We start from the raw sequence: 21,264 nt of genomic DNA, 5'->3' as shown, positions 1-21,264 counted from the left end.
GTATTTAATATCTGGTTAAAACATTTTTCCTATTGTTGCCGTCAAATTTAGGCTTTTTGCATCTTGTTGTATATTTGCTGCTGTGCTAAATCTTATAAAAACGTCGTTTGGATATAGCATTTCTAAATTTGCTCCTATAGTGAGTAAATGTTCACTTAATTCATATTTTTGAGTAAAACCGTTAGAACTAAAATCTATAAATTTAGATGAGTTTTTGATATCTTTTCCACTTAAACGATACTCATAAATAGCGTAACTCGATAGCTTTGTAGTTATGTTTTGATTTTTATTTAAATAAGCTAAGTTTAGTCCGGCATTTATACTGGTTGTATGATGAGAGATGCTATCAACTTTTCTAGCAAAAATATTGCTATTTATATCAAATCCTTCTTGATAAATATAGTTATAATTCACGTAGCTAATCGGAGTTAAAATGATATTATTAAATTCAAAATCTTTTGCTAAGCCCATCATAGCTCCTGCTATAAAATGGTTATAATTTGATTTCGAGCTGCTGCTAAGAATCGGATTTGAGCTTAGATCTAACATGTTTTTGCCGTATCCTAAAGCAGCCGCGCTTAGCACTTTAAAATTTTGAAAATCATAAATATAGTTTATACCCGCATTTATACTATCTTTTTCGTAATTAGATTCGTTAAATTTATTTTTTGTATTGCTTGCTCCTAAATTTAATGAAATTTGTCCATTGTCGCTCATGCTAGTTCCAAAACCAAAATCAGTTCCTATTTTGCGTCCTTTATACTCATCCGCATCTGTTTTTTTGTAATTTGGAGCCGCATACCAAAAATATTCTTTGTTCTGAGCATAGTCGTTGTTCGGCGCAAAGAGCGTGTTTGATAAATTGTTATTTATAGCAAAAATAGTATAATTTTGTGTAATTTTTGCTTGATCTTCTATTAAAGCCGAGATATTTGATAGATAGCTTTGATTATCTATACTTTTTACCGTGTTTTGTATACTGCTTATATCTTTGCTTGTATCTAAGTTTTTAAAAAAATCTTTATAGAGATTTTGTCTATTTAAATTTGGATCATTTAGCTTATAGCGAATATCTCTTAAACTTGCTCCGATGCCCGAGTTTTTTATATCATAAGCTCCGTTTTTAACTCCTTTAAATATAATACTTTCTTTGTCTTGAGATATATCAAAATCCAAAGTTAAGGATTTTTCTAACTCTATAGTGCTAAATGAATTTAAATGATTTTTTAAATTTCCTAAATCTAGTTTTATTTTTGTATTTTTTTCATAAAATGTATCCGTAAGAGGTATAAACACAAGCTTTGAGTTTTTGATATCATAGTTATTAGCTATTAATTTAGAGTTGTTTTTAGCTAAATTTGCAACGTCTATCTGAAGTGATGCATTTTCTCCGTTTTGAGTATATGTTCCATTTATGATTAAATCGCTTAAATCTTCATTTCCTGGTCGAACTATGCCTTGATTGTACAGATTTTTTTGGATAATTCCATTTCCGCTTAATGTACCGGCTTGCTCTACAAAAACATTACTATTTTTAATCTTTCCGCCTTTATTGCCTGTTCTAAACAGCTTTAGTCCCCCGTTTCTTACTATAGTATTTCCTTCAAAAAAAGCATCTGCGCTAAGAGTTAAAATACCGCCACCGTCTTTTATAAATCCTACGTTTAGATCATGCATACTATATTCTCCGCCTTTATAGTGCCATAGCGGATTATATTTTCTTTGGGCTATATCGTTTGCAAAAGTAGCGTTATATCCATTTGTGTCTATAGTATAATAAAGCGCTTGTTCATTTCCATAATTTAAAATATCATTTAGAGTAAGTCTATTTGCGTCTAAAAGCGCTAGTCCGTTCATGGCTTTTTTGATATCCAAGATACCTTGACCTATAAGTTCTTCTTTGGTTATAGAAGATACTTGAATATTATTTATATCACTAATAAAATCTATTTGTTCAGTGATATATTTTTGAATTTGTTTGTCTGTTGTTTTGATAGAGTATTTTTTGAAGTACTGCGTATAAAATTTTGCAATCTCCTCATCTGTATAACCCGCTTCTATCCTATCTTTATTTATCTGTGTCCAATCAAGAGAACCGTCTGCCATAGTAGGAATTGCATTATCTACGTAAATTAAGCTTACAAATAGTTTTTTACTTTTATTGTTTGTGATATTTTTTAAAACCATTTTTGGCAGTTTTATATTGCTGTTTGCAGTGCTAAGCAGCAGATCTCCTATCTGTTTGCCGTTTAAAAAAGGAAACTTTTGAGATACTAAAGCCGCCGCTCCAGTTGCAAAAGGAGCGGCCATAGATGTGCCTTGTTCTGGTACGAAACCATTTGTAGTGGCGCTATCGGCAGACCAGATATATTCACCAGGAGTTAATATAGAAAAATAAGCCGTTCCTTTAAAAGCGTTACTAAAATCCGTAAATGCAAAAGGTTTGCTCATATCAAATCCCTCATCGCCCAACTTCGTTACTTTAGACGAATCTATAGCTCCAAGCATTGAGATCTTGATCGTAATGAGGCAAAGAAGCCAAAGTGGATGGAGAAGATATGCCTGAGTTTCCAGCAGCAAAAATATTTAAAATTTGCTTTTCTTTCGACAGTCTGATTATAGATGAGTTTGCATTTGTTTGATCCATAGCTTCGATTATATAATCCTCGACTTCATCTTGCGTTAATTCATAAAAATCTTCAGTGGCGTCGATATGCAAAATAGGAAATACAAAATCTCCAAATGAGTTATTTATAATTTTAATATTTTTATTTGGATCTCCGAAAAACTTATACTCCGCATCTAAATTTTCCTTAATGTGATTAAATGCATCAAGCGAGGCAGGAGCTTGCATTCCATAACCTTTTGCGTTATAAGCAACTCCATGCATAATGGGATTATTAAAAGCTCCTAGAGCGATTGCGGCTACTTGGGAACCGTGTGAATTATAATTCCAATAATTTGCTTTAGTTTGATCACTAAAAGTAAGAGCTTCTAGTATTTGATCATTTAAACTACTATGTTCTAACCTAAAATCATTATCAAATATGCCTATAAATACATCTTGCCCGGTTATGCCTTGCTCATAAGCAGATTTTGTATTTATAATATCTAAATCTTTTTCAAAATTTGGTTCAAGTGCAAAAATATAGCTATTTAAAAATGTATACAATGCGATTATAACCATTTTATCGCTTTTTTTTCATAATATTCCTTTATTATTTTCTTAAATATATATTATTCTAATTTATTTAAATAAAATTTAAATTTTTATAAATTTATAAATTAATATGAAATAAATATATATTTGTTACACTAAACTAAATATTTGCTTAAGCTATTGTTTTTAAACTTTATATGATTTTTTATACTAAAGTAAGATATTTTGGATTATTTAAATTTAAAAATGGTGGAGTTAAGCGGGATCGAACCGCCGACCTCTTGAATGCCATTCAAGCGCTCTCCCAGCTGAGCTATAACCCCTAAGTAAATGTACACGAATAATTCGTGTTTTGGAATATTACCAACTTTTTACTTATATTTTTTTGAAATTTAATATTTTTCTAATTTTATCAAATAAAATTTTAAGCTTTGTTTTGATATTATTTCAACTCTTAAAAATTTTGCGGGAATAGCTCAGGGGTAGAGCATAACCTTGCCAAGGTTGGGGTCGCGAGTTCGAATCTCGTTTCCCGCTCCATTTTTATTTAGCCCAGGTGGTGGAATGGTAGACACAAGGGACTTAAAATCCCTCGGATATTTTTTCCGTGCCGGTTCAAGTCCGGCTCTGGGCACCACCAAATTTAGTATTTGTTTGCATGGCGACATGGCCAAGTGGTAAGGCAGAAGCCTGCAAAGCTTTTACCCCCAGTTCGAATCTGGGTGTCGCCTCCATGATAAAATAGGAGTTAATTGTGCGTTACTTTGTTATGACGCTTATAATTACTGCATTTTTAGGCTGTTCAAGCACTTGGCATGGTATAAAAGAAGACTCTAATAGTGCTTATCAATGGTCAAAGAAAAAGGTCAATCAAAGCGCTGACTGGGTAGAAGAAAAAACTTCAGATTAATGTTAATTCGGGAGATGGCTGAGTGGTCGAAAGCGGCGGTCTTGAAAACCGTTGAGGTGAAAGCCTCCAGGGGTTCGAATCCCTTTCTCCCGGCCACTAAATTTATACTTTTTTAAATTTAAAAAATATCTTCAATATATCAAAGTTAAATTATAATTTTATCCTATTTCACTATTGAAATTTAATGAACATAAATAAAGAGATATTTTAAGATTATGAATAAAGTTTGATGAATTAAATTTAATTTTTTGAAAATTTAAAAATATAGCTTAAAAAATATTTATACTCTAAAACTTAAATAATATATTTAATATAAAATTTATCTTATATTAAATATTTTTTGATACACTCATATAAATTCAAAAAAGGAGATAATTAATGAGTCTTTATGATAGAAATTACGCCAAAGAGCAAGCGAATTATGAAGAAGCGGGTTTGCAAAGTGCTAGAGCCACTTTTGTAAAACAAACTTATCAGCTTCTTACTGCGTCTTTGGTAGCTGCAACAGCCGGAGCTTATATCGGCGTAGATTATATAAAAACTTTTAGCTGGATGCTGCTTATAGTGGAGTTTGCACTTCTATTTGGGCTTATGTTTTCAAAGAAAAATCCAAGTTTGGCATTAGTTATGCTATTTGGTTTTACGTTTGTTAGCGGTCTTACTTTGGGTCCTGTATTAAATACATATATCGGTGCAGGAATGGGAAATATCATAACTCAAGCGTTTCTAATGACTGCTGTTGCTTTTGGCGGTTTGACTGTTTTTGCATTTAATACAAAAAAAGATTTCTCAGCTATGGGAAAAATGCTATTTATAACTTTGATAGTTATAGTTGTAGCAAGCTTACTAAATTTATTTTTTCAAAGTGCTCTTTTAGCGACAGTTGTAGCGGCGATCGGAGCTATACTTTTTAGCGCATATATACTGTATGATACTCAGATGATAATACGTGGCGGATATGATAGTCCTGTTTTGGCAGCTGTTGCGTTATATCTTGATATATTAAATTTATTTATATCATTATTGCAACTTCTTGGCATATTTAATAAAAACGAATAGAATAAAATAGCGCTGCTTCTTGGCGGCGCTAAGCTTTAACTAAATTTTTATCTTATTTTGATATAATCACGAGTTAATAAACAAAATAAAAGGATACTCGTGAGTTCAATATTTCTAGCCTTACAATTTATATTAGCTGTAATTTTAACTATCGCTATTTTGCTTCAAAAAAGCTCTTCAATAGGTCTTGGCGCATATAGCGGAAGCAATGAAAGTTTATTTGGCGCTAAAGGTCCTGCTGGATTTTTGGCTAAATTTACATTTTTTATAGGACTACTTTTTGTATTAAATACATTAGCACTAGGTTATACTTATAATCAATCTTTAAGAAATTCAGTTGTAGAGACAAAAGAGTTTAAAAATATGATAATTCCAGAAACTGGAGCTACTCCGGCTGCGCCAGCAGCACCAGTTGCACCGGCCAACTAATGCGGTTATTGTTATCTTTTTTCCTGTTTACAACTTGGATGTTTGCAGATGCCCATATCTTGATATATCATAGATTTGGCGACGATAGATATCCGAGTACTAATATATCGCTCCAAAATTTACGCGAGCAGTTTAAATATTTTAATGAAAACGGATATGAGATAGTGCCGCTTAAAAAGTTAATTCAAAAAGTTAAAAATTCAGAATATATACCGGATAATTGGTTGGTTTTAACTATAGATGACGGATATAAAAGCTTTTATAAAAACGGATTTCCTATTTTCAAGGAATTTGGATATCCATTTACCCTTTTTGTTTATGTTGCGGCTTCGCAGAAAAAGTACGGCGATTATATGAGTTTTGATGATATAAAAGATGTGCAGAACTGGGGTGCCGAGATAGGATATCATAGCTATTCACATAAATATATGACATATTTAAACGAGTCTGAAATTAAAGATGATTTTGAAAAAGGCATCCAAATTTTTGAACATAATTTAGGATATAAACCACAGTATTTTAGCTATCCTTATGGCGAGTATAATCAAACTATAACTAATATGGCAAAAGAGTATGGATTAGAAGCTAGTTTTAACCAAAACTCAGGAGCCGTATCTGCTAGTAGCAGTATAGGCGATTTAGATAGAATACCGTCTATGGACGGAACAAATTTAAAGGCGATGTTGTCAAGCAGATATTTAAAAGCTGATTTCATACAGCCATTAACATATCCATCAAATTCTATTTTAGATAATGTAATAGCAAAAATAGATTCAAACTCTACATCTGCTCAATTATATATAAGCGGCTTGGGATCTATGAGAGTTGATGTGAGTGATGGTATTATAGATGTAAATATCTCAAAAAAGCTTACAAAAAGACGAGTTAGAGTAATAATAAATGACGGTCACAAAACAACAACCCAAATGATTATAAAGGATAAAAATGTTAGATGAAATTTATAAAAACCAAAAAGCATTTTCAGATAAAGCTTTAGAAGTTTTGAAGCGTGATTTTACCACTCTTAGAACAGGTAAGGTAAATATAAATATAGTAGATCATATAAATGTTGATTACTACGGCAGTCCTACTGCGTTGAATCAAGTAGCTACGGTGCTTGCTACCGATGCTAGTACTATATCTATTTCTCCATGGGAGAAAACCATGCTAAAAGCTATATCTTCTGCTATTCAAGCAGCAAATATCGGAGTAAATCCAAATAATGATGGAGATAGCGTTAAACTATTTTTTCCTCCTATGACTACAGAAGATAGACAAAAAAATGCAAAAGAGGCGAGATCTATGGGTGAAAAAGCCAAAGTTGCCATAAGAAATATTAGAAAAGACGCAAACGATGATATCAAAAAAATAGAAAAAGATAAATCAGTTAGCGAAGACGAAATAAAAAAGGGCTATGATGAGGTTCAAAAAATCACAGATAGTTATATATCAAAGATTGACCAACTCGTTAAAGACAAAGAAGCAGAGCTTTTAAAGGTTTAATTATGAACTTAGAAGATATTTACCGTGATGCGGGAGCGTATTTAAAGGGACATTTTTTACTCAGCAGCGCAAACCACTCTGAGTATTATTTGCAAAGCGCAAAGGTTTTAGAAAATCCTATTTTAGCCGGAAAATTAGCAGACGAGCTATTTGAAGTTATAAAAAACGCAGGAGTGGAGTTTGATAGTGTTTGCTCTCCTGCTCTTGGAGGAATTTTAGCTGGATATGAGCTGGCGCGTGCCGGAGCTAAAAGATTTATATTTACTGAAAGAGTAGAAAAAGTAATGAGCTTAAGACGCGGATTTAGCGTTGCTAAGGGCGAAAAATTTATTATTTGCGAAGATATTATCACTACTGGAGGCTCAGCTCTTGAAAGCGCTAAGATTATAGAAGAGTTAGGCGGCGTGGTGGTTGGATTTGCGGCACTTGCAAATAGAGGATTTTGTAAAGTTCATAATATGAGAAACGAAGGCAAATCAAGTTGTAAACTTCCTGTTGATAAACCTCTATTTGCTCTTGGAAATTTTGAGTTTGAAATTTATACTCCGGAAGAGTGCCCTCTTTGTAAAATCGGCAGCAAAGCTATAAAACCAGGAAGTCGCGGCAACTGATGAGCCAAAAACCAAAAGCCGTTCCGTCTGCTCTTATAAGCCGAGTAAAGGCTTTTATAATAGATATGTTTCTTATAGCCGTGCCTCTTTTATATATAACAACATATTTGATTTTAGACGGTAAAAATGATTTTCAGCATAATCAGCTTGCCATATTTGGCGTTTGGTTGGTTTTTGGTGTTATCCAAAGTCTATTTTTTGCACTTAATGCTCAAAGCCCCGGATATAGATCACAAAATATATATCTTGTGAGCTTAGATGGCAAAAAAGCCGGATTTATCTCTTATATGCTCCGCTATATTCTTTTTATAACTACTTTTATATTTGGCGGATCACTATTTTGTTTTTTTAGGAAAGATAAGCGTAATATTCAAGATTTGCTTACGAGTACTATTGTAGTGACTAAAAGATAACTTTTAATTAATATTTTAAGAGTTTATTTATCTTTTGTGTGTTATAATTTTTAGATCAAATTTAAAAGGATAAAAAAATGTCAAATGTAACATTCCAAGGTAATCGGGTAACTTTAAGCGGAAATAGTGTAAATGTAGGTCAAGTAGCACCAGAAGTTGAGTTGGTAGGCAAAGATCTTTCTACATTCAAAGTAGGCGGAGCTACGGGCAAATATCAAGTTTTAGTTGTAGTGCCTTCACTTGATACTGGAGTATGCGCAGCTGAAGCTAGAAAATTTAATGAAAAAATGGCTAGCAAAAGTGGAGTATCTATAAGCATTATATCTATGGATCTTCCATTTGCTATGAGTAGATTTTGCACTACAGAAGGTATCGAAAATTTGAGAGTAGGTAGTGATTTTAGAGGTGCCAAATTCGGTAATGCATACGGTGTGCTTGTAAAAGATAGCCCACTTGAAGGACTTCTTACAAGAGCTGTTTTTGTACTAGACAAAGACGGAGTTGTAAAATATAAAGAGATAGTTAGCGAGATAACAACAGAGCCAAACTATGAAGCTGTTTTACATGCTATTAGCGATGGTTGTGGTTGCCATTAATCAAATAAAAATTTAAATTCTATTTAAATATAAAAAACTCTGCTATAATAGTGTGATGAAAAATAATAGCTACATTTTTGGCGTTTTCATCACGCTTATCGGCGGAGTTTTATGGGGTTTTAGCGGTGCTTGTGGTCAGTATCTTTTTGAACAAAAAGGAGTAGGCTCAGACTGGCTTGTTCCATATCGACTGCTTATATCTGGTATAATTTTACTATCAGTTTATCTTATAAAAAGTCCGAAAATAATTTTTCTTCCATTTAAGAATCCAAAAAATATACCGCAAATTTTAGTTTATGCGATTATAGGTCTTATGATGACTCAATACAGTTATTTTTACTCTATTGAGCTTTCAAATGCTGCAGTTGCAACTGTTATACAATACACGGCTCCGGTATTCATTTTGATAGTAGTATGCTTTATGGATAAGCGACTACCGTATTTTAAAGAGCTAGTAGCGCTTGGATTTGCTATATTTGGAGTATTTTTCTTGGCTACTCATGGGGATTTTACCACTCTTGTTATAAGTCAAAAAGCTCTTGTATTTTGTTTTATAAGCGCACTTTGCGTGGTTGTTTATAACATAGTTCCAAAACGTCTTAATAAAGATTTTCCTATATCTTTGGTGCTTGGCTGGGGTCTTATCATCGGTGGAACTATCTTGAGTTTATATATGAAAGTTTGGACTTTAGATGGGGTTAACGATCTTGGCGGATACTTGGCTGTTGGCGGAGTTATACTATTTGGGACGGTTTTAGCTTTTAGTTTTTATATGACCGGAGTAGGTATAATAGGAGCTAGTAGAGCAAGTCTTATAGCCGCCATTGAACCTGTTGCCGCCGCATTTTTTACTTCTGTTTGGCTGGGAGTTAGGTTTGTATTTTTTGATTATTTAGGGTTTATACTGATAATGCTTTGCGTTTTTATATTATCAAAAAAAGGCTAAGATGGATTTAAGTAATGATTTTAGACCAAATAATATCAATGATATGGTCGGACAAAAAGATATTGTAGAGCTATTTTCTAAATTTATAAAATCTAAAAAGATACCTCATAGTCTATTTTTTGGTGCTACTGGTTGTGGTAAGACGACTATGGCAAAAATTATAGCAAAGCAGATGAATTATGAGTTTTTTGAACTCGACGGCGCAAATTTAAAGAGTGAAGATATAAGAAAAATTATATCTAAATTCGAAACTACTCTATATAAACCGTTGATTTTTATAGATGAGTTTCACAGGCTTAGTAAAACTCAGCAAGAGACTCTTTTGATTCCTATGGAAAAAGGAAAATGTATCGTTATGGGCGCTACTACAGAAAATCCTAAATTTGTTGTTAGTAGTGGGATAAGATCAAGAATGATGATATTTGAGTTCAAACCTCTTAGCCATGATGAGCTAACGATTTTACTAACAAAAGTTCAAAATGTTATTAAATTTGAAATAACAAATGAAGCAAAAGATTATCTTATTAACAGTAGCGGGGGAGATGCTAGAAGCCTTTTAAATTTACTTGAGTTTGCATTGAGCGCGGATAAAAGTATTAGTTTAAATATATTAAAAACTCTTCGTTCTCATAGAGTAAGTGAAGGCGTAAGTAACAGTGATACGCATTATGAGTTGACAAGCGCACTTATAAAAAGTCTGCGCGGTAGCGATATAGATGCTAGTATTTATTATCTAGCAAGGCTTATACAAGGCGGTGAAGAGCCGGCATTTTTAGCTAGACGTATGGTGATATTTGCTAGTGAAGACATAGGAAATGCAAATCCTAACGCACTAAATTTAGCTACTAACGTTATGTTAGCTGTTAGTAAAATAGGCTATCCTGAAGCTAGAATTATATTGGCTCAATGCGCCGTGTATTTGGCAAGTTCACCAAAATCAAACTCAAGTTATAAAGCTATAAATGATGCTATAGAATTTGTAGAAAACAGACCTGCGTTGCCGGTGCCAAAGTATCTCATAAATACAGATAAGGCAAAAAGCGAATATCTATATCCGCATGATTTTGGAGGCTGGGTAGAGCAAAAATATATGAGCACACAAGTTAAATTTTATAAAAGTAATGCAATAGGTTTTGAAAAAACCTTAGATGAATGGATAACAAAATTAAAAGAGAGTTATAATGAAAAGATCTGAATTGAAAATCGGTTTAGCATTGTCTGGAGGAGGCATTAGAGCTGCGATTTATCATCTTGGAGTTCTAAAATATCTAGCCGAAAATAACCTTTTAGAGCAAGTTACGCATATATCGTCAGTATCTGGAGCTAGTATGTGCGTAGGGCTTTTGTATGCTAAAAACAATATGCGTTTTCCTACTAGTAGTGAGTATTTAACTACTATTTTGCCGACTCTTAAAGACCAAATTTTAAACGTAAATTTAGAGCAAAAGGCTATTATAGAAGCTATTTTTAAGTTTAAATTTAATAAAAAAGCTAACGCCATTGCTTTGGCTCTTGCTAAACATTGGGGAATTAATGGAGGATTTGGCGATATATCTAAAAAACCTTTATGGAGTGTTGTTTGCACGAGTTACGAAACAGGTAAACACTTTCGTTTTTCACAAGATATTGTTGGAGACTGGGCTTTTGGATATATTAAAGATTCTAATTTTCCATTAGCTGACGCGATAGCAGCCAGTGCAGCGTTTCCATTTTTGATAGGAACTTACGAGATAGATACTAAGCCTTTTGAATGGTGCGATAAATCAGGAGCTAAAATCGAGCCTAAAAGCGATAAATTGCATTTGTGGGATGGTGGCGTTTATGATAATTTTGGTCTTGAGCCGATTTATCAAATGGAAAATAACGGAATGTACTCAGATGATGTTAATTTTTGCATACTTAGTAATGCGGGTAAATCTATATCATTTCAGTCAAAAAAGACAGTCACGCGTATAGTTGATGTAACGACAGATCAAATATCGATCTTAAGAGCTAGAGCATTTCGTGATTTCATTTTTAGAAATAAAAACGGTTATTATCTAAAAATGGGTCGGGATTTTAGTGAAGTTGTTAGGCGAGCAAAACAAGATATGAGTTTGGCAGATAAGTATAAAAATGATTTTTTGAGCGAAGAGGACTGCCAAAAAGTGGCAAATTATCCAACTACGCTTAAAAATCCTACTGAACAGGATTTTGATCTTATATTAAGGCAAGGATATGAGAGCATCATATACAATAAACTTGTTTTTGATTTTATAGAGCCATAAAGTTTAATCCGCTTAAATTGAGCTATTTTGCTTATATTAAGCGGACCGAATCTCCTTGTGTTACTTCACCTATAACATATCCGTTACAGTTTGCTAACACGTTAGTAACATTATTTTTTGGTACTACTAAGATCATTCCGACTCCGCAATTAAATGTTCTATCCATCTCGCTAACAGATACGTTTTTAGCTAGAAGTTTAAATATCTCAGGAGTTTTTATTGAGCTTCTTTCTATTTTTGCGCCAAGACCAGATGGAAATACTCTAGGTAGGTTTTCGACTATTCCGCCGCCTGTTATATGTGCTAGAGCAGATATTTTATCTTTTAAATTTAAAAAATCATCTACATAGATACGAGTCGGCTCTAAAAGTGTTTCTATAAGAGTTTTATCTTCAAATTTATCATTTAAATTTAATCCCATTTTCGATACAACTGCACGAGCTAATGAATATCCGTTTGAATGCAAACCAGAGCTAGGCAGAGCTACTAAAATATCACCGTTTTTTACAAATTTAGTTCTATCTATCTCATCTTCTTCGGCAATTCCCACCGCAAACCCTGCTAGATCAAAGTCTTTTCCATCATACATACTAGGCATTTCAGCGGTTTCTCCTCCTATAAGAGCGCATTTTGCAATGATACATCCATCGCTTATACCTTTTACGACTTTTTTGGCACTATCAACATCAAGCTTTGCGCTAGCGTAGTAGTCTAGGAAAAACATAGGCGTAGCAAAGTTACAAATAAGGTCATTTACGCACATAGCTACTAGATCTTGCCCAATAGTTTCTAATCTATTTGAGTCTATAGCAAGGCGAAGCTTAGTTCCTACTCCATCCGTAGCTGCTAAAAGAGTCGGTTTTTGATATCCGCTTGGTAGACGAAATGCTCCTGAAAATGATCCTATACCTCCTATTACATTTGGCGTAAGAGTTGATTTCACAAAAGGTTTTATACCTTCTACAAAGCTATTTCCCGCGTCTATATCTACACCGGCTTCTTTATAACTTATCATTGTTTAACCTTTATTTTTGGCAGGATTTTAGCTAAATTCAGCTTACATTCTATTAAAAGAGCTTCTTATGCTTTTTAGGTAGTCTTTTTAAATTTATAAATTTATGATAGAATGTAATCTATAATTTTTTAAGGAGATATAAGATGAAAACAAGCGAAGTACTCGGTAATACCGATGTTTCCTTGAGATACCCAAAAGCTATCGGACCATACAGCGCTTATCGAGAAGTTGGTGATATGATATTTTGCTCAGGTCAAATTCCGGTAAATCCCAACAACGGTTTAATAGCTAGCAGTATAGAAGATCAAACTACTCAAGCCTTAAAAAATGTCGGAGGTATATTAGAAGAGCTTGGACTTAGTTACAAAAATGTTGTTAAAGCCACCGTATTTTTAACTGATATAAATGATTTTTCAGCTATGAATGAAGTGTATGCTAAGTATTTTAGTGAGCCATATCCGGCTAGAAGTGCGGTTGGCGTTAAAGATCTGCCAAAAGGCGTAAAAATAGAAATAGAGGTAATAGCCCATAAACTCTAAATTCCGCAACGCATATGTTATCACCGGAAACATCGGATCTGGCAAAAGTACAGTCGTAAATATGCTAAAATTGTACGGTTTTAGCGTGATTGATGCAGATAAAATATCTCACGACGTGCTAGATAAGAGTTCTGATAAGATAGTAAAAGAATTTGGAAAAGAGTTTGTTAGCGGAAGCAATGTCGATAGAAAAAAGTTAGGAGCTCTAGTTTTTAAAGATAGAGAAAAATTGAAACTTCTTGAGAGTATTTTACATCCGCAAATAAGATCTATTATATATGAAAAAGCACATTTTTTGGAAGATAAAGGTCTTCCGTACTTTATCGATATTCCGCTATATTTTGAAAAAAACGCATATAATTTTGATAAAGTTGTTTTGATTTATGCTCCGGAGCATATTTTATTGCATAGAGTTATTAGCAGAGATAGACTCAGCAAAGAAGATGCTAAGCTTCGTTTGAGTACGCAGATAGATATAGAAGAAAAAGTGGCTAAGTCCCAATTTGTCATTAAAAATGACGGTAACTTAAAAAATCTAAATTTAGAACTAAATAATTTTATAGAAAAATTAAAGGAAAATTATGCAACTCTCAAAATATAATGCCAGCGGAAATGACTTTGTTATATTTCATACGTTTAAAAGCTTGAATAGAAGAGAGTTGGCTATGAGTTTATGTGATAGATTTAACTCTATAGGAGCAGATGGACTTATAGTTATTTTGCCCAGCAAAGAGTGTGATTTTGAATGGGAGTTTTACAATAGCGATGGGAGTTTAGCATCAATGTGCGGAAATGGTTCAAGAGCAGCCGCGCTTTATGCTTATCAAAACTCACTATGTTCTAAAAACTGCTCATTTAAAACAGGTGCAGGGATCATAAAAGCGAGCATAGACAATGATTTTGTAGAAGTGGCTTTAACGGCGCCAAAAAAGCTGAGTGAGCCATTTATAGAGTACGGTTTTGAGTGGAGTTTTTATGATACGGGAGTTCCTCATTTAGTAACTTTTGTAGATAATCTTTCTAAATTTGATCTCAACGTTTGTTCCGAACTTAGAAAAAAATACAACGCAAATGTAAATTTCGCTCATCTAAAAGACAACGGAGTTTTAGAGGTGCGCACGTTTGAGCGTGGAGTTGAAAACGAAACAAATGCTTGCGGTACCGGTATGGCGGCTTCATTTTATACTGGAGTCGATCGTTTTAAATTTAATCCCTGTTTAAAAGTAAATCCAAAAAGCAAAGAGGATTTATGGCTTAAATTTGATGGCGAAACTATATATTTTAAAGGCAAGGTCAAACACTGCTTTGATACGAGTATTAGTTAAAATTATACTTATATTTATGGCTGTTAAGTTAGCTGCAGGCTTTTCTCCTAACTATTATATGCTTAGTATAAATGAACAAAAAGTAGAGTTTGCCAAAACTATTTCTAAGCTTACTAAAAATACAAATACCCAGACTTTGCAAAAACGCGCGTTTGCATTGAATTATCTAAAACAAATTTACCAAAAATCTTTTAGAGATATAGATGTCTCAAATTTAAAACGGCTCGTATCTATCCAAAAAGAGTATAAAATCTCAAATTTATTTGATGAGAGCGAATATAAGTTAAAATTAGACTCCGTGCCAGTTTCTTTAGCTATAGCTCAAGCTACTATAGAGAGCGGTTGGGGAAAGAGTCGTTTTGCAAAAGAAGCAAATAACCTTTTTGGTCACTGGACGTGGGGCGGCAAAGGACTAGTTCCTCTAAATAGAGATGAGAACAAAATGCATAAAATCAAGATATTTAACTCTCTTGATGATTCGGTAAATGCTTACGCTTTAAATTTGAACTCTCATCCTGCTTACGCTCAGTTTCGAGATATGAGAGCTATTTACCGAGAAAAAGGGCTAATATACGATGGTTTAGAGGCTGCAAAAACTATGGAAAATTATTCACAAATGGGTAAAACATACGTAAAACAGCTAGAAAAAACTATTAAATTATACGATCTTACTAAATTTGATTTTTAAATTTAGCCCGGTTTGATCGTAGCGGTATTTTACTTTTTCAAATTATCGTTGATAAAAATTTAAAAATTTAAAAAATCAAATTCGGAACAAAAATTGCTTATATAACATCAAATTTTAATCCGCAGCAAATGCAGCCAACATAAAGGATAAGATATGATGAGAGCATTATGGGCTGGAGTTACTGGACTTCAAGCTCACCAGATAGCCATGGACGTCGAAGGTGATAATATAGCCAACGTTAATACAGTAGGCTTTAAATATTCACGTGCGAGCTTTGCAGATTTATTTAGTCAAACAGCAAAAGTAGCAACCGCTCCACAAGGCGACTTAGGCGGTAAAAACTCAATGCAAATAGGTTTAGGTACTCAGATAAACTCAGTAACAAAGATATTCAAGCAAGGTTCAGTTCAAACAACAGATAAAAATACAGATTTAGCCATACAAGGTGATGGATTTTTTGTCGTTTCTCCAGACGGTGGAAAAACGTATAAATATACTAGAAACGGAGATTTTAGCCGTGATAGTTTAGGAAATTTTGTCGATAAAAATGGTTATATCGTTCAAGGCTGGCTCCGAAATGAAGATACGGGCACTATAGATCCTACCGGTCCTGTTAAAAATATCCAGATAGAACCGGGTCTTAGCACTCCTGCGCGCGCTACTACCGAAGTAGCTTTAATAGGAAATTTAAACTCAGGAAGTTCGATAGGAACTAAAAGCTCACCTATTTATTCACTTGATTCTAAAAACGGTTGGTTAGATAAAAATGGTAACGGTATATGGGAAGATGGTGAAACTAAAAACGAAAATGATTTGAGCAAAAACGAATACTATGTAGATAAAGATAAACAAGTCAAGGTTAAAGAAACCGGAGTTGACCTAGGAGTTCTCTTTAACGCAACAGGCGAAGCTTTTAACTTAAGAGACGGCCAAGGTATGTGGGTAAGCTACGCCGATGCTAAAGCTACATTCGGTGGTTTAGCTGTCGCTCCAGTAGGAGGACATAGACTCAATATAGCGATAAACGGTATAGAGATACCTTCTACTAGCGTTACCAATATAGAAGATGTGGTAAATAAGATAAATACGATTACTGATAAGACAGGCGTCACTGCTAGCCTTATAAACGGCAACCAAATCCAACTAGTAAATCAAAATAATCTCGGTAGCACCGATACTATGAAAAATATCAAGATAACTAAGCTTAGCGGAGATACTACATCTATGACATCTACAAATGTTATTACGGCTTATAAATATACTTATACCGCTACAGCTACCGGAGGTAATCACTCATACAACGATAGCTCTGCTAGAAAGGTGCATACTACTGAAGATTTAAGAAAAGCTATGCAAACAGATGCAAGGGAGTATGTAAACTATCAAGGAGAAAATGTAAGTCAAGCAGCTACAAATGCTCAACTTGTTGCTAAGGCGGCTGTAGGAGCAGATAGGGCTGCTATGCTAGCTGCTGCAAGAGCTGAAAAAACTAGAGTAGATGCTATAGTTCCTATAAGTCAAGGAGCGATAGCCGCTACTGCCGCTATAATAGCCGCTATAGATGCTACTCAAGCTACAGCTACTCCAGCAGAAGTTACTGCTGCTATAAATGCCGCCATATCAAATGATAAATTAGCTGAATATTCGGCTTTAGATTGGTCCGGAGCTATAGATAATGATGCGGCAGCCGGTATTCAGTTACCAGTAGAAGATCCAGACGGTAAATACTCAAATGCAAGCCTCAAAGATAGAAATAGAAACGACGGTGTAGAGATAACCGTAAATGAAAAAGGTCAGTTTGTGGTAAAAAATCCACAAGGCGACGCTGCATACGGAGAAAATGATAGTCATTTAGCCGTAGATAGGACAGGTGCTTTAGTTACAGATGGTAGTGCGTCAGATAATCCTCTAGCTACTACAAATCCGGATGGTACCGTAAATGTCCCTGTAAATAACGATACGTTTACCAACGACTACAATATGCATTTAGCTATCACTGGACTAAGTGATCCAAACACGAATATAAATGAAAATACTAAATTCACGGATGTATTTTCGAGCTTGGGCGGCGGTTTAAGTACCGGAACCGGTGAGAAAACTTCGTCAAATATAGTTATGTCAAGTCACGCTGCTACAACCGAAATTTACGATAGTTTGGGTTCAAAACACGAGATAAAAATGGAATTTAGAAAGATCAGTTATAGCCCTGAAAACGGTACTGAGTGGTCTATGCTTATCCAAGTACCAGAACCAGGTAAAATAAATACCGAAACAGGTGAAGTCGCAAATGTCATAGCAGGTACCGTTAGATTTAAATCCGATGGAAGCTTACTAGGCTATAGTCCATCAAATCTTACTTTCACTGCAAATAACGGTAGTGCTCCAGGACAAAATATAGAGATAAATTTTGGAAAAATCGGAGACTACAACGGATTAAGAAGCAATGATAATACCAGTACTACAGATAACATTGTTCAAGACGGTTACACAGCCGGTACGCTAAATGAGCTAAGAGTAGATGAGAGCGGAACTATCATCGGAGCATTTACAAATGGTAGAAGCTTTGGACTAGCTCAAGTGGCACTTGCTAAATTTACGAATAACGAAGGTTTAGAGAGCGATGGCGGTAACGTATTTGTTCAGACTGCAAACTCTGGAGCTCCTGTTATCGGTTCGGCTCAAACAGCAGGCCGTGGAAAGATAAATGCTTCTAGCCTTGAGATGAGTAACGTTGATCTATCTCGTTCTTTAACTCAGCTTATAGTCGTACAACGTGGATATCAAGCTAACTCAAAAACGATAACCACCGGCGATCAGATGCTTAATACTTTACTTCAATTAAAACAGTAATTTAACTTTTTTAATGCTTTGTTCTTTTAGCTTTTATTTGCTAAAAGAACAAAAATAATTATTTATTTGCACATATAAATTACATTTGCGCTTAGTTTTTGATTTTGTTCATCTGTTATAGGCAGCGCTATGCCATCTCCTTGCATACTCATAGTTTTATAATTTGCTCTTAAAAGAGTAGGTGGCATATCAAAATTTATATCTTTGGTTGTGCATAATTTATTTGTAATTTCTGAATAATGCTTCTCGAAAGATAGTGCTTTTTGAATGATTTTATCATACAGTATCTCTGCGCTTTTGGCTGCTACTTCTGGATCGCTACTTTCTCTTATAGCCGGAGTTACAGATGATATGAATTCGTTTGTTTCAAGTATCGTATCTACATCGGCTAGAAATTTGTTGTATAAGTTGAGGTTTTCTTTTGTGATTTTGCAACTGAGTTTTGCATTGGCATTTTGTCCTACTATAACTTCTTTACCGTTTTCATATGAATAGCTAGGTTCTATACTATAGCTACCTCCCGTGCATATACCGTCTTCTTTTGCACGATTTATGATAGCGTTGAACGTGTTTTTGATAGAATCTTTTTCTAAGGTAGTGAGTGAGCTTTTGTTTCTTAGTAGAGCAGAAGACACGAATCTTGGTTCAGAAATAAATACCGAAGGTTCTACTTTGATACTTTCATCAACATTTCTAGAGAATGTGAGCTCTTTGTCGCTGAATTGATTTTGCATCAAAAACTTTGCATCAAATGTAACTCCTGCTACGAATATAACTAAAAACGCGAGAGCAAATGCCATCTTTTTAAGTAAATTTAACATAATTGTTCCTTTTTTGTATAAATTTTTAAACGTTATTGTACCTTAAAAATCCAAATTTATCTTAAAAAAGATTAATTTAGATATAAGCTTTCATAGGATATAATGCGCTTCTTACTTTTGGTGCGCCTCGGTAGCTCAGCTGGCTAGAGCGCTGGTCTCATAAGCCGGAGGTCGGGAGTTCGAGTCTCCCCCTAGGCACCATATTCTACTATATTTTTTATATATTTTTAAATTTATAATCCGTCATTTAAGTTTTTTATTGATTTACAATTTTATTATAATAAGTTTATATAAATTTAATTTTTAATTTAGTAATTAATTTATTATTTACTAAATTTAATTATATTAATTCCTTATTAAAATTTTAAGGAGAAATAATGAATAAAGTTTTTAGTTTCTGTGCTGCAGCATGTCTTTTCGTGTCTGCGCTAAATGCTGAGCAAAAATTACCGAGCTCATATAGTGCCGAGGATCTAGCTGATATATTTTATCAACTAAATTACTCTGCAGAGCATCCAAAAGCTAAGATAAATCATACAAAAGGTTTTTGCGCAAGCGGTGTTTTTGAGCCTTCAAAAGAGATTTCAAAATTTGTTAATGTTCCTCTTTTTAAAAAAGATAAGATAGATGCTCAGATAAGATACTCTTTAGGCGGAGCTATCATGGATGATAAAAGCAAACCTCGCGGTATGGCTATAAAAATTCAAGGTGATGGCGATTTATGGACTATGGTTATGCTAAATTTACCTATAGTTTTTGCTAAAAACGCTAAAGAATTCGGAGATTTTTTTAAAATGCGTATTCCTGTAGATGGAAAAGTTGATTCTGATTTTATCAAAGAGTCTATGCAAAAAGTAAATTCTTATAGAAACTTTGATAGCTATATAAATAGCATCGGAATCACTTCTAGCGTTGCAAATACGCCATTTTTCAGTGCTCATACATTTTGGTTTAAGAGTGCTAAAGATGATAAAATGATAGCTGCTAAATGGAGATTTGAACCTGTTAGCGGTGTGAAGTATTTAAATAAAGATGAGGAAAAAACTCTTAGTAACGACTATTTATCACAAAGATTTAAAGAGCATGTAAAAAGCTCGCCGGTTGAGTATAAAATGTACTTGACTTTGGCAAATGAAAATGATCCTGTAGATGATCCTGCTACTCTTTGGAAAGGAAAACACAAAGAGGTGTTGGCCGGAACTTTAAAAGTATATAAATACGATGGCGAGGGTTGCAACTCTGATGTGTATTTTCCTTCAGAAATACCTTCTGGAGTTGGCGCACCAAAAGATAAGTTATTTGATATAAGAAATGAAGTTTATGCTATAACTTTTGGTAGAAGACAATAAGAGTTAAATAGAGTTCATTTTAGGAAGCTGCTTGTTTTTGCTAAATGCTATTTTGGCGTTTAAAAGGTCATTGTTATCTGGATGAGTGCTAGCTTCCTTCCATCTAGCTTCTCTATGCGGCGTTGATTTGCCTGCTTTTGTAATTTTATTTATTAAATTCGGGCTTATAGCGCCTTGAGATATGAACTCTTTTTTAATATTGCAACCATTTATTTGCATAATATATTTTACATTTTGCATACATTTTTTAGCGTGTTCGCCTTTTGGATCTGCTCCAAGAGTCATAAAAAGACCGATATTTTTATTTTTTATGCTTTGCATAAAAGCTTTCATATCTCTATCTGGATATCCTTTATCTACCCAAAATCCAAGAGCTATAAATTCAAATTCATCTAAATTTACAAAATTTGCGTCTTTGAAGCTGATATAGATACAACTAAGAGATTCAGATACTGCTTTTGCTATCTTTTTTGTGTTACCTGTGACGCTTGAGTATATAACTATGTTTTTCATGCTGTCTCGTTTTCTACTATTTTTTGATATATTCGTTTATATATTATTTCTCAAAATATATCGTTTTATGAGATGGCATTTTATCATATTATTATTAATGCTTATAATTTGTTTTTGTATGTTATCTTAACAATTTATATAGTTTTTTTGGTTGTTTAACTAGCTTTAAATGCTGTTTAAATTTAAAAGAAGTGGATTTAAATTCACTTCTTTTTCTATTTTTTAAGTCCGGAGTATTGTCTACTTTTGATAGAAGAAATATCAGCTATA

Annotated in this window: 22 protein-coding genes and 6 tRNA genes; 22 read left to right on the top strand and 6 right to left on the bottom strand. The window is 33.8% G+C overall.

Translation table 11 applies throughout. From position 1 onward, the window contains the following. Positions 1-15 precede the first annotated feature (15 nt). The 3 genes from RVY88_RS02450 to RVY88_RS02440 all read right to left on the bottom strand — a co-directional run bounded on the left by RVY88_RS02450 (position 16) and on the right by RVY88_RS02440 (position 3,483). Positions 16-2,508 (bottom strand): autotransporter domain-containing protein, encoded by a 2,493-nt coding sequence (locus RVY88_RS02450; protein ID WP_202930969.1) that lies wholly within the window; start codon positions 2,506-2,508, stop codon positions 16-18. Then, positions 2,483-3,187, bottom strand: coding sequence for a S8 family serine peptidase (locus RVY88_RS02445; protein WP_202930970.1), 705 nt, complete (start codon positions 3,185-3,187; stop codon positions 2,483-2,485). Before RVY88_RS02445 ends, RVY88_RS02450 begins: the two co-directional genes overlap by 26 nt. A gap of 220 nt (positions 3,188-3,407) precedes the next feature. Then, positions 3,408-3,483: transfer RNA gene (locus tag RVY88_RS02440), tRNA-Ala, on the bottom strand. A gap of 142 nt (positions 3,484-3,625) precedes the next feature. Between RVY88_RS02440 and RVY88_RS02435 the strand changes: the two genes are divergently transcribed. The 15 genes from RVY88_RS02435 to RVY88_RS02365 all read left to right on the top strand — a co-directional run bounded on the left by RVY88_RS02435 (position 3,626) and on the right by RVY88_RS02365 (position 11,894). Beyond that, positions 3,626-3,700, top strand: a tRNA-Gly gene (locus RVY88_RS02435). Between the two features lie 10 nt (positions 3,701-3,710). Then, positions 3,711-3,797: transfer RNA gene (locus RVY88_RS02430), tRNA-Leu, on the top strand. A 23-nt stretch (positions 3,798-3,820) separates the two neighbouring features. After that, positions 3,821-3,894 (top strand) — tRNA-Cys (locus RVY88_RS02425). 20 nt (positions 3,895-3,914) lie between these two features. Beyond that, positions 3,915-4,070 (top strand): hypothetical protein, encoded by a 156-nt coding sequence (locus RVY88_RS02420; RefSeq protein ID WP_011732343.1) that lies wholly within the window; start codon positions 3,915-3,917, stop codon positions 4,068-4,070. Positions 4,071-4,078: 8 nt separating this feature from the next. Then, positions 4,079-4,166: transfer RNA gene (locus RVY88_RS02415), tRNA-Ser, on the top strand. Between the two features lie 282 nt (positions 4,167-4,448). Next, entirely contained in the window at positions 4,449-5,129 is a 681-nt protein-coding gene (locus RVY88_RS02410) for a Bax inhibitor-1/YccA family protein (RefSeq protein ID WP_002847838.1), read from the top strand. Between the two features lie 99 nt (positions 5,130-5,228). Further along, the gene (gene secG / locus RVY88_RS02405) at positions 5,229-5,558 is read left to right on the top strand and encodes a preprotein translocase subunit SecG (RefSeq protein WP_002847836.1); all 330 of its coding nucleotides are present in this window, start codon (positions 5,229-5,231) and stop codon (positions 5,556-5,558) included. 38 nt (positions 5,559-5,596) lie between these two features. Continuing rightward, positions 5,597-6,514 (top strand): polysaccharide deacetylase family protein, encoded by a 918-nt coding sequence (locus RVY88_RS02400; RefSeq protein ID WP_251148992.1) that lies wholly within the window; start codon positions 5,597-5,599, stop codon positions 6,512-6,514. After that, on the top strand, positions 6,504-7,061 hold the full coding sequence (gene frr, locus RVY88_RS02395) for a ribosome recycling factor (protein ID WP_002847832.1): 558 nt from the start codon (positions 6,504-6,506) through the stop codon (positions 7,059-7,061). Before RVY88_RS02400 ends, frr begins: the two co-directional genes overlap by 11 nt. Positions 7,062-7,063: 2 nt before the next feature. Then, positions 7,064-7,672: an orotate phosphoribosyltransferase gene (pyrE, locus tag RVY88_RS02390; protein WP_038454349.1), complete on the top strand. Its 609-nt coding sequence runs from the start codon at positions 7,064-7,066 to the stop codon at positions 7,670-7,672. Then, positions 7,672-8,085, top strand: a complete 414-nt coding sequence (locus RVY88_RS02385) for an RDD family protein (RefSeq protein WP_002847822.1) — start codon at positions 7,672-7,674, stop codon at positions 8,083-8,085. Before pyrE ends, RVY88_RS02385 begins: the two co-directional genes overlap by 1 nt. Positions 8,086-8,162: 77 nt before the next feature. Further along, positions 8,163-8,681, top strand: coding sequence for a thiol peroxidase (gene tpx, locus RVY88_RS02380; RefSeq protein WP_162167185.1), 519 nt, complete (start codon positions 8,163-8,165; stop codon positions 8,679-8,681). A gap of 55 nt (positions 8,682-8,736) precedes the next feature. Beyond that, positions 8,737-9,627, top strand: coding sequence for a DMT family transporter (locus RVY88_RS02375; RefSeq protein ID WP_011732342.1), 891 nt, complete (start codon positions 8,737-8,739; stop codon positions 9,625-9,627). A 1-nt stretch (position 9,628) separates the two neighbouring features. Beyond that, entirely contained in the window at positions 9,629-10,822 is a 1,194-nt protein-coding gene (locus RVY88_RS02370) for a replication-associated recombination protein A (RefSeq protein ID WP_042960330.1), read from the top strand. Continuing rightward, positions 10,809-11,894 carry a patatin-like phospholipase family protein gene (locus tag RVY88_RS02365; RefSeq protein ID WP_162167186.1) on the top strand — a complete coding sequence of 362 codons (1,086 nt, stop codon included), beginning with the start codon at positions 10,809-10,811 and terminating at the stop codon, positions 11,892-11,894. Before RVY88_RS02370 ends, RVY88_RS02365 begins: the two co-directional genes overlap by 14 nt. Positions 11,895-11,925: 31 nt before the next feature. On the opposite strand, the gene purM is transcribed toward RVY88_RS02365, so the two are convergent. Further along, positions 11,926-12,909: a phosphoribosylformylglycinamidine cyclo-ligase gene (gene purM / locus RVY88_RS02360; protein WP_002847810.1), complete on the bottom strand. Its 984-nt coding sequence runs from the start codon at positions 12,907-12,909 to the stop codon at positions 11,926-11,928. 143 nt (positions 12,910-13,052) lie between these two features. Here purM and RVY88_RS02355 point away from each other — a divergent pair, with 143 nt between their 5' ends. The 5 genes from RVY88_RS02355 to flgE all read left to right on the top strand — a co-directional run bounded on the left by RVY88_RS02355 (position 13,053) and on the right by flgE (position 18,311). Next, complete coding sequence (locus RVY88_RS02355; protein WP_002847808.1) at positions 13,053-13,448, top strand: RidA family protein; 396 nt, start codon at positions 13,053-13,055, stop codon at positions 13,446-13,448. Next, complete coding sequence (gene coaE, locus RVY88_RS02350) at positions 13,438-14,049, top strand: dephospho-CoA kinase (RefSeq protein WP_162167214.1); 612 nt, start codon at positions 13,438-13,440, stop codon at positions 14,047-14,049. Before RVY88_RS02355 ends, coaE begins: the two co-directional genes overlap by 11 nt. Then, complete coding sequence (dapF, locus tag RVY88_RS02345; protein WP_038454339.1) at positions 14,030-14,773, top strand: diaminopimelate epimerase; 744 nt, start codon at positions 14,030-14,032, stop codon at positions 14,771-14,773. Before coaE ends, dapF begins: the two co-directional genes overlap by 20 nt. After that, positions 14,754-15,461, top strand: a complete 708-nt coding sequence (locus tag RVY88_RS02340) for a glucosaminidase domain-containing protein (protein ID WP_317051256.1) — start codon at positions 14,754-14,756, stop codon at positions 15,459-15,461. The genes dapF and RVY88_RS02340 overlap by 20 nt, the downstream gene beginning before the upstream one ends. Positions 15,462-15,614: 153 nt before the next feature. Continuing rightward, positions 15,615-18,311, top strand: a complete 2,697-nt coding sequence (gene flgE / locus RVY88_RS02335) for a flagellar hook protein FlgE (protein WP_317051255.1) — start codon at positions 15,615-15,617, stop codon at positions 18,309-18,311. A 62-nt stretch (positions 18,312-18,373) separates the two neighbouring features. Here flgE and RVY88_RS02330 read toward each other — a convergent pair whose 3' ends face one another. Next, positions 18,374-19,132: a hypothetical protein gene (locus RVY88_RS02330; RefSeq protein WP_162167188.1), complete on the bottom strand. Its 759-nt coding sequence runs from the start codon at positions 19,130-19,132 to the stop codon at positions 18,374-18,376. A gap of 124 nt (positions 19,133-19,256) precedes the next feature. Between RVY88_RS02330 and RVY88_RS02325 the strand changes: the two genes are divergently transcribed. Together RVY88_RS02325 and RVY88_RS02320 are read left to right on the top strand one after the other, a co-directional pair. Then, a tRNA-Met gene (locus RVY88_RS02325) sits at positions 19,257-19,333 on the top strand. A gap of 176 nt (positions 19,334-19,509) precedes the next feature. Then, positions 19,510-20,481 (top strand): catalase, encoded by a 972-nt coding sequence (locus RVY88_RS02320; protein WP_162167189.1) that lies wholly within the window; start codon positions 19,510-19,512, stop codon positions 20,479-20,481. Positions 20,482-20,484: 3 nt separating this feature from the next. Here the strand turns inward: RVY88_RS02320 and RVY88_RS02315 are convergent, their stop codons facing one another. After that, complete coding sequence (locus RVY88_RS02315; protein WP_162167190.1) at positions 20,485-20,994, bottom strand: flavodoxin family protein; 510 nt, start codon at positions 20,992-20,994, stop codon at positions 20,485-20,487. Between the last annotated feature and the right edge of the window lie 270 nt (positions 20,995-21,264).

It is taken from the genome of Campylobacter sp. TJR-1 (genome assembly GCF_032840035.1).
In the GTDB taxonomy this organism is placed as follows: domain Bacteria; phylum Campylobacterota; class Campylobacteria; order Campylobacterales; family Campylobacteraceae; genus Campylobacter; species Campylobacter fetus.
This window is presented reverse-complemented; position numbering and strand designations above follow the sequence as displayed.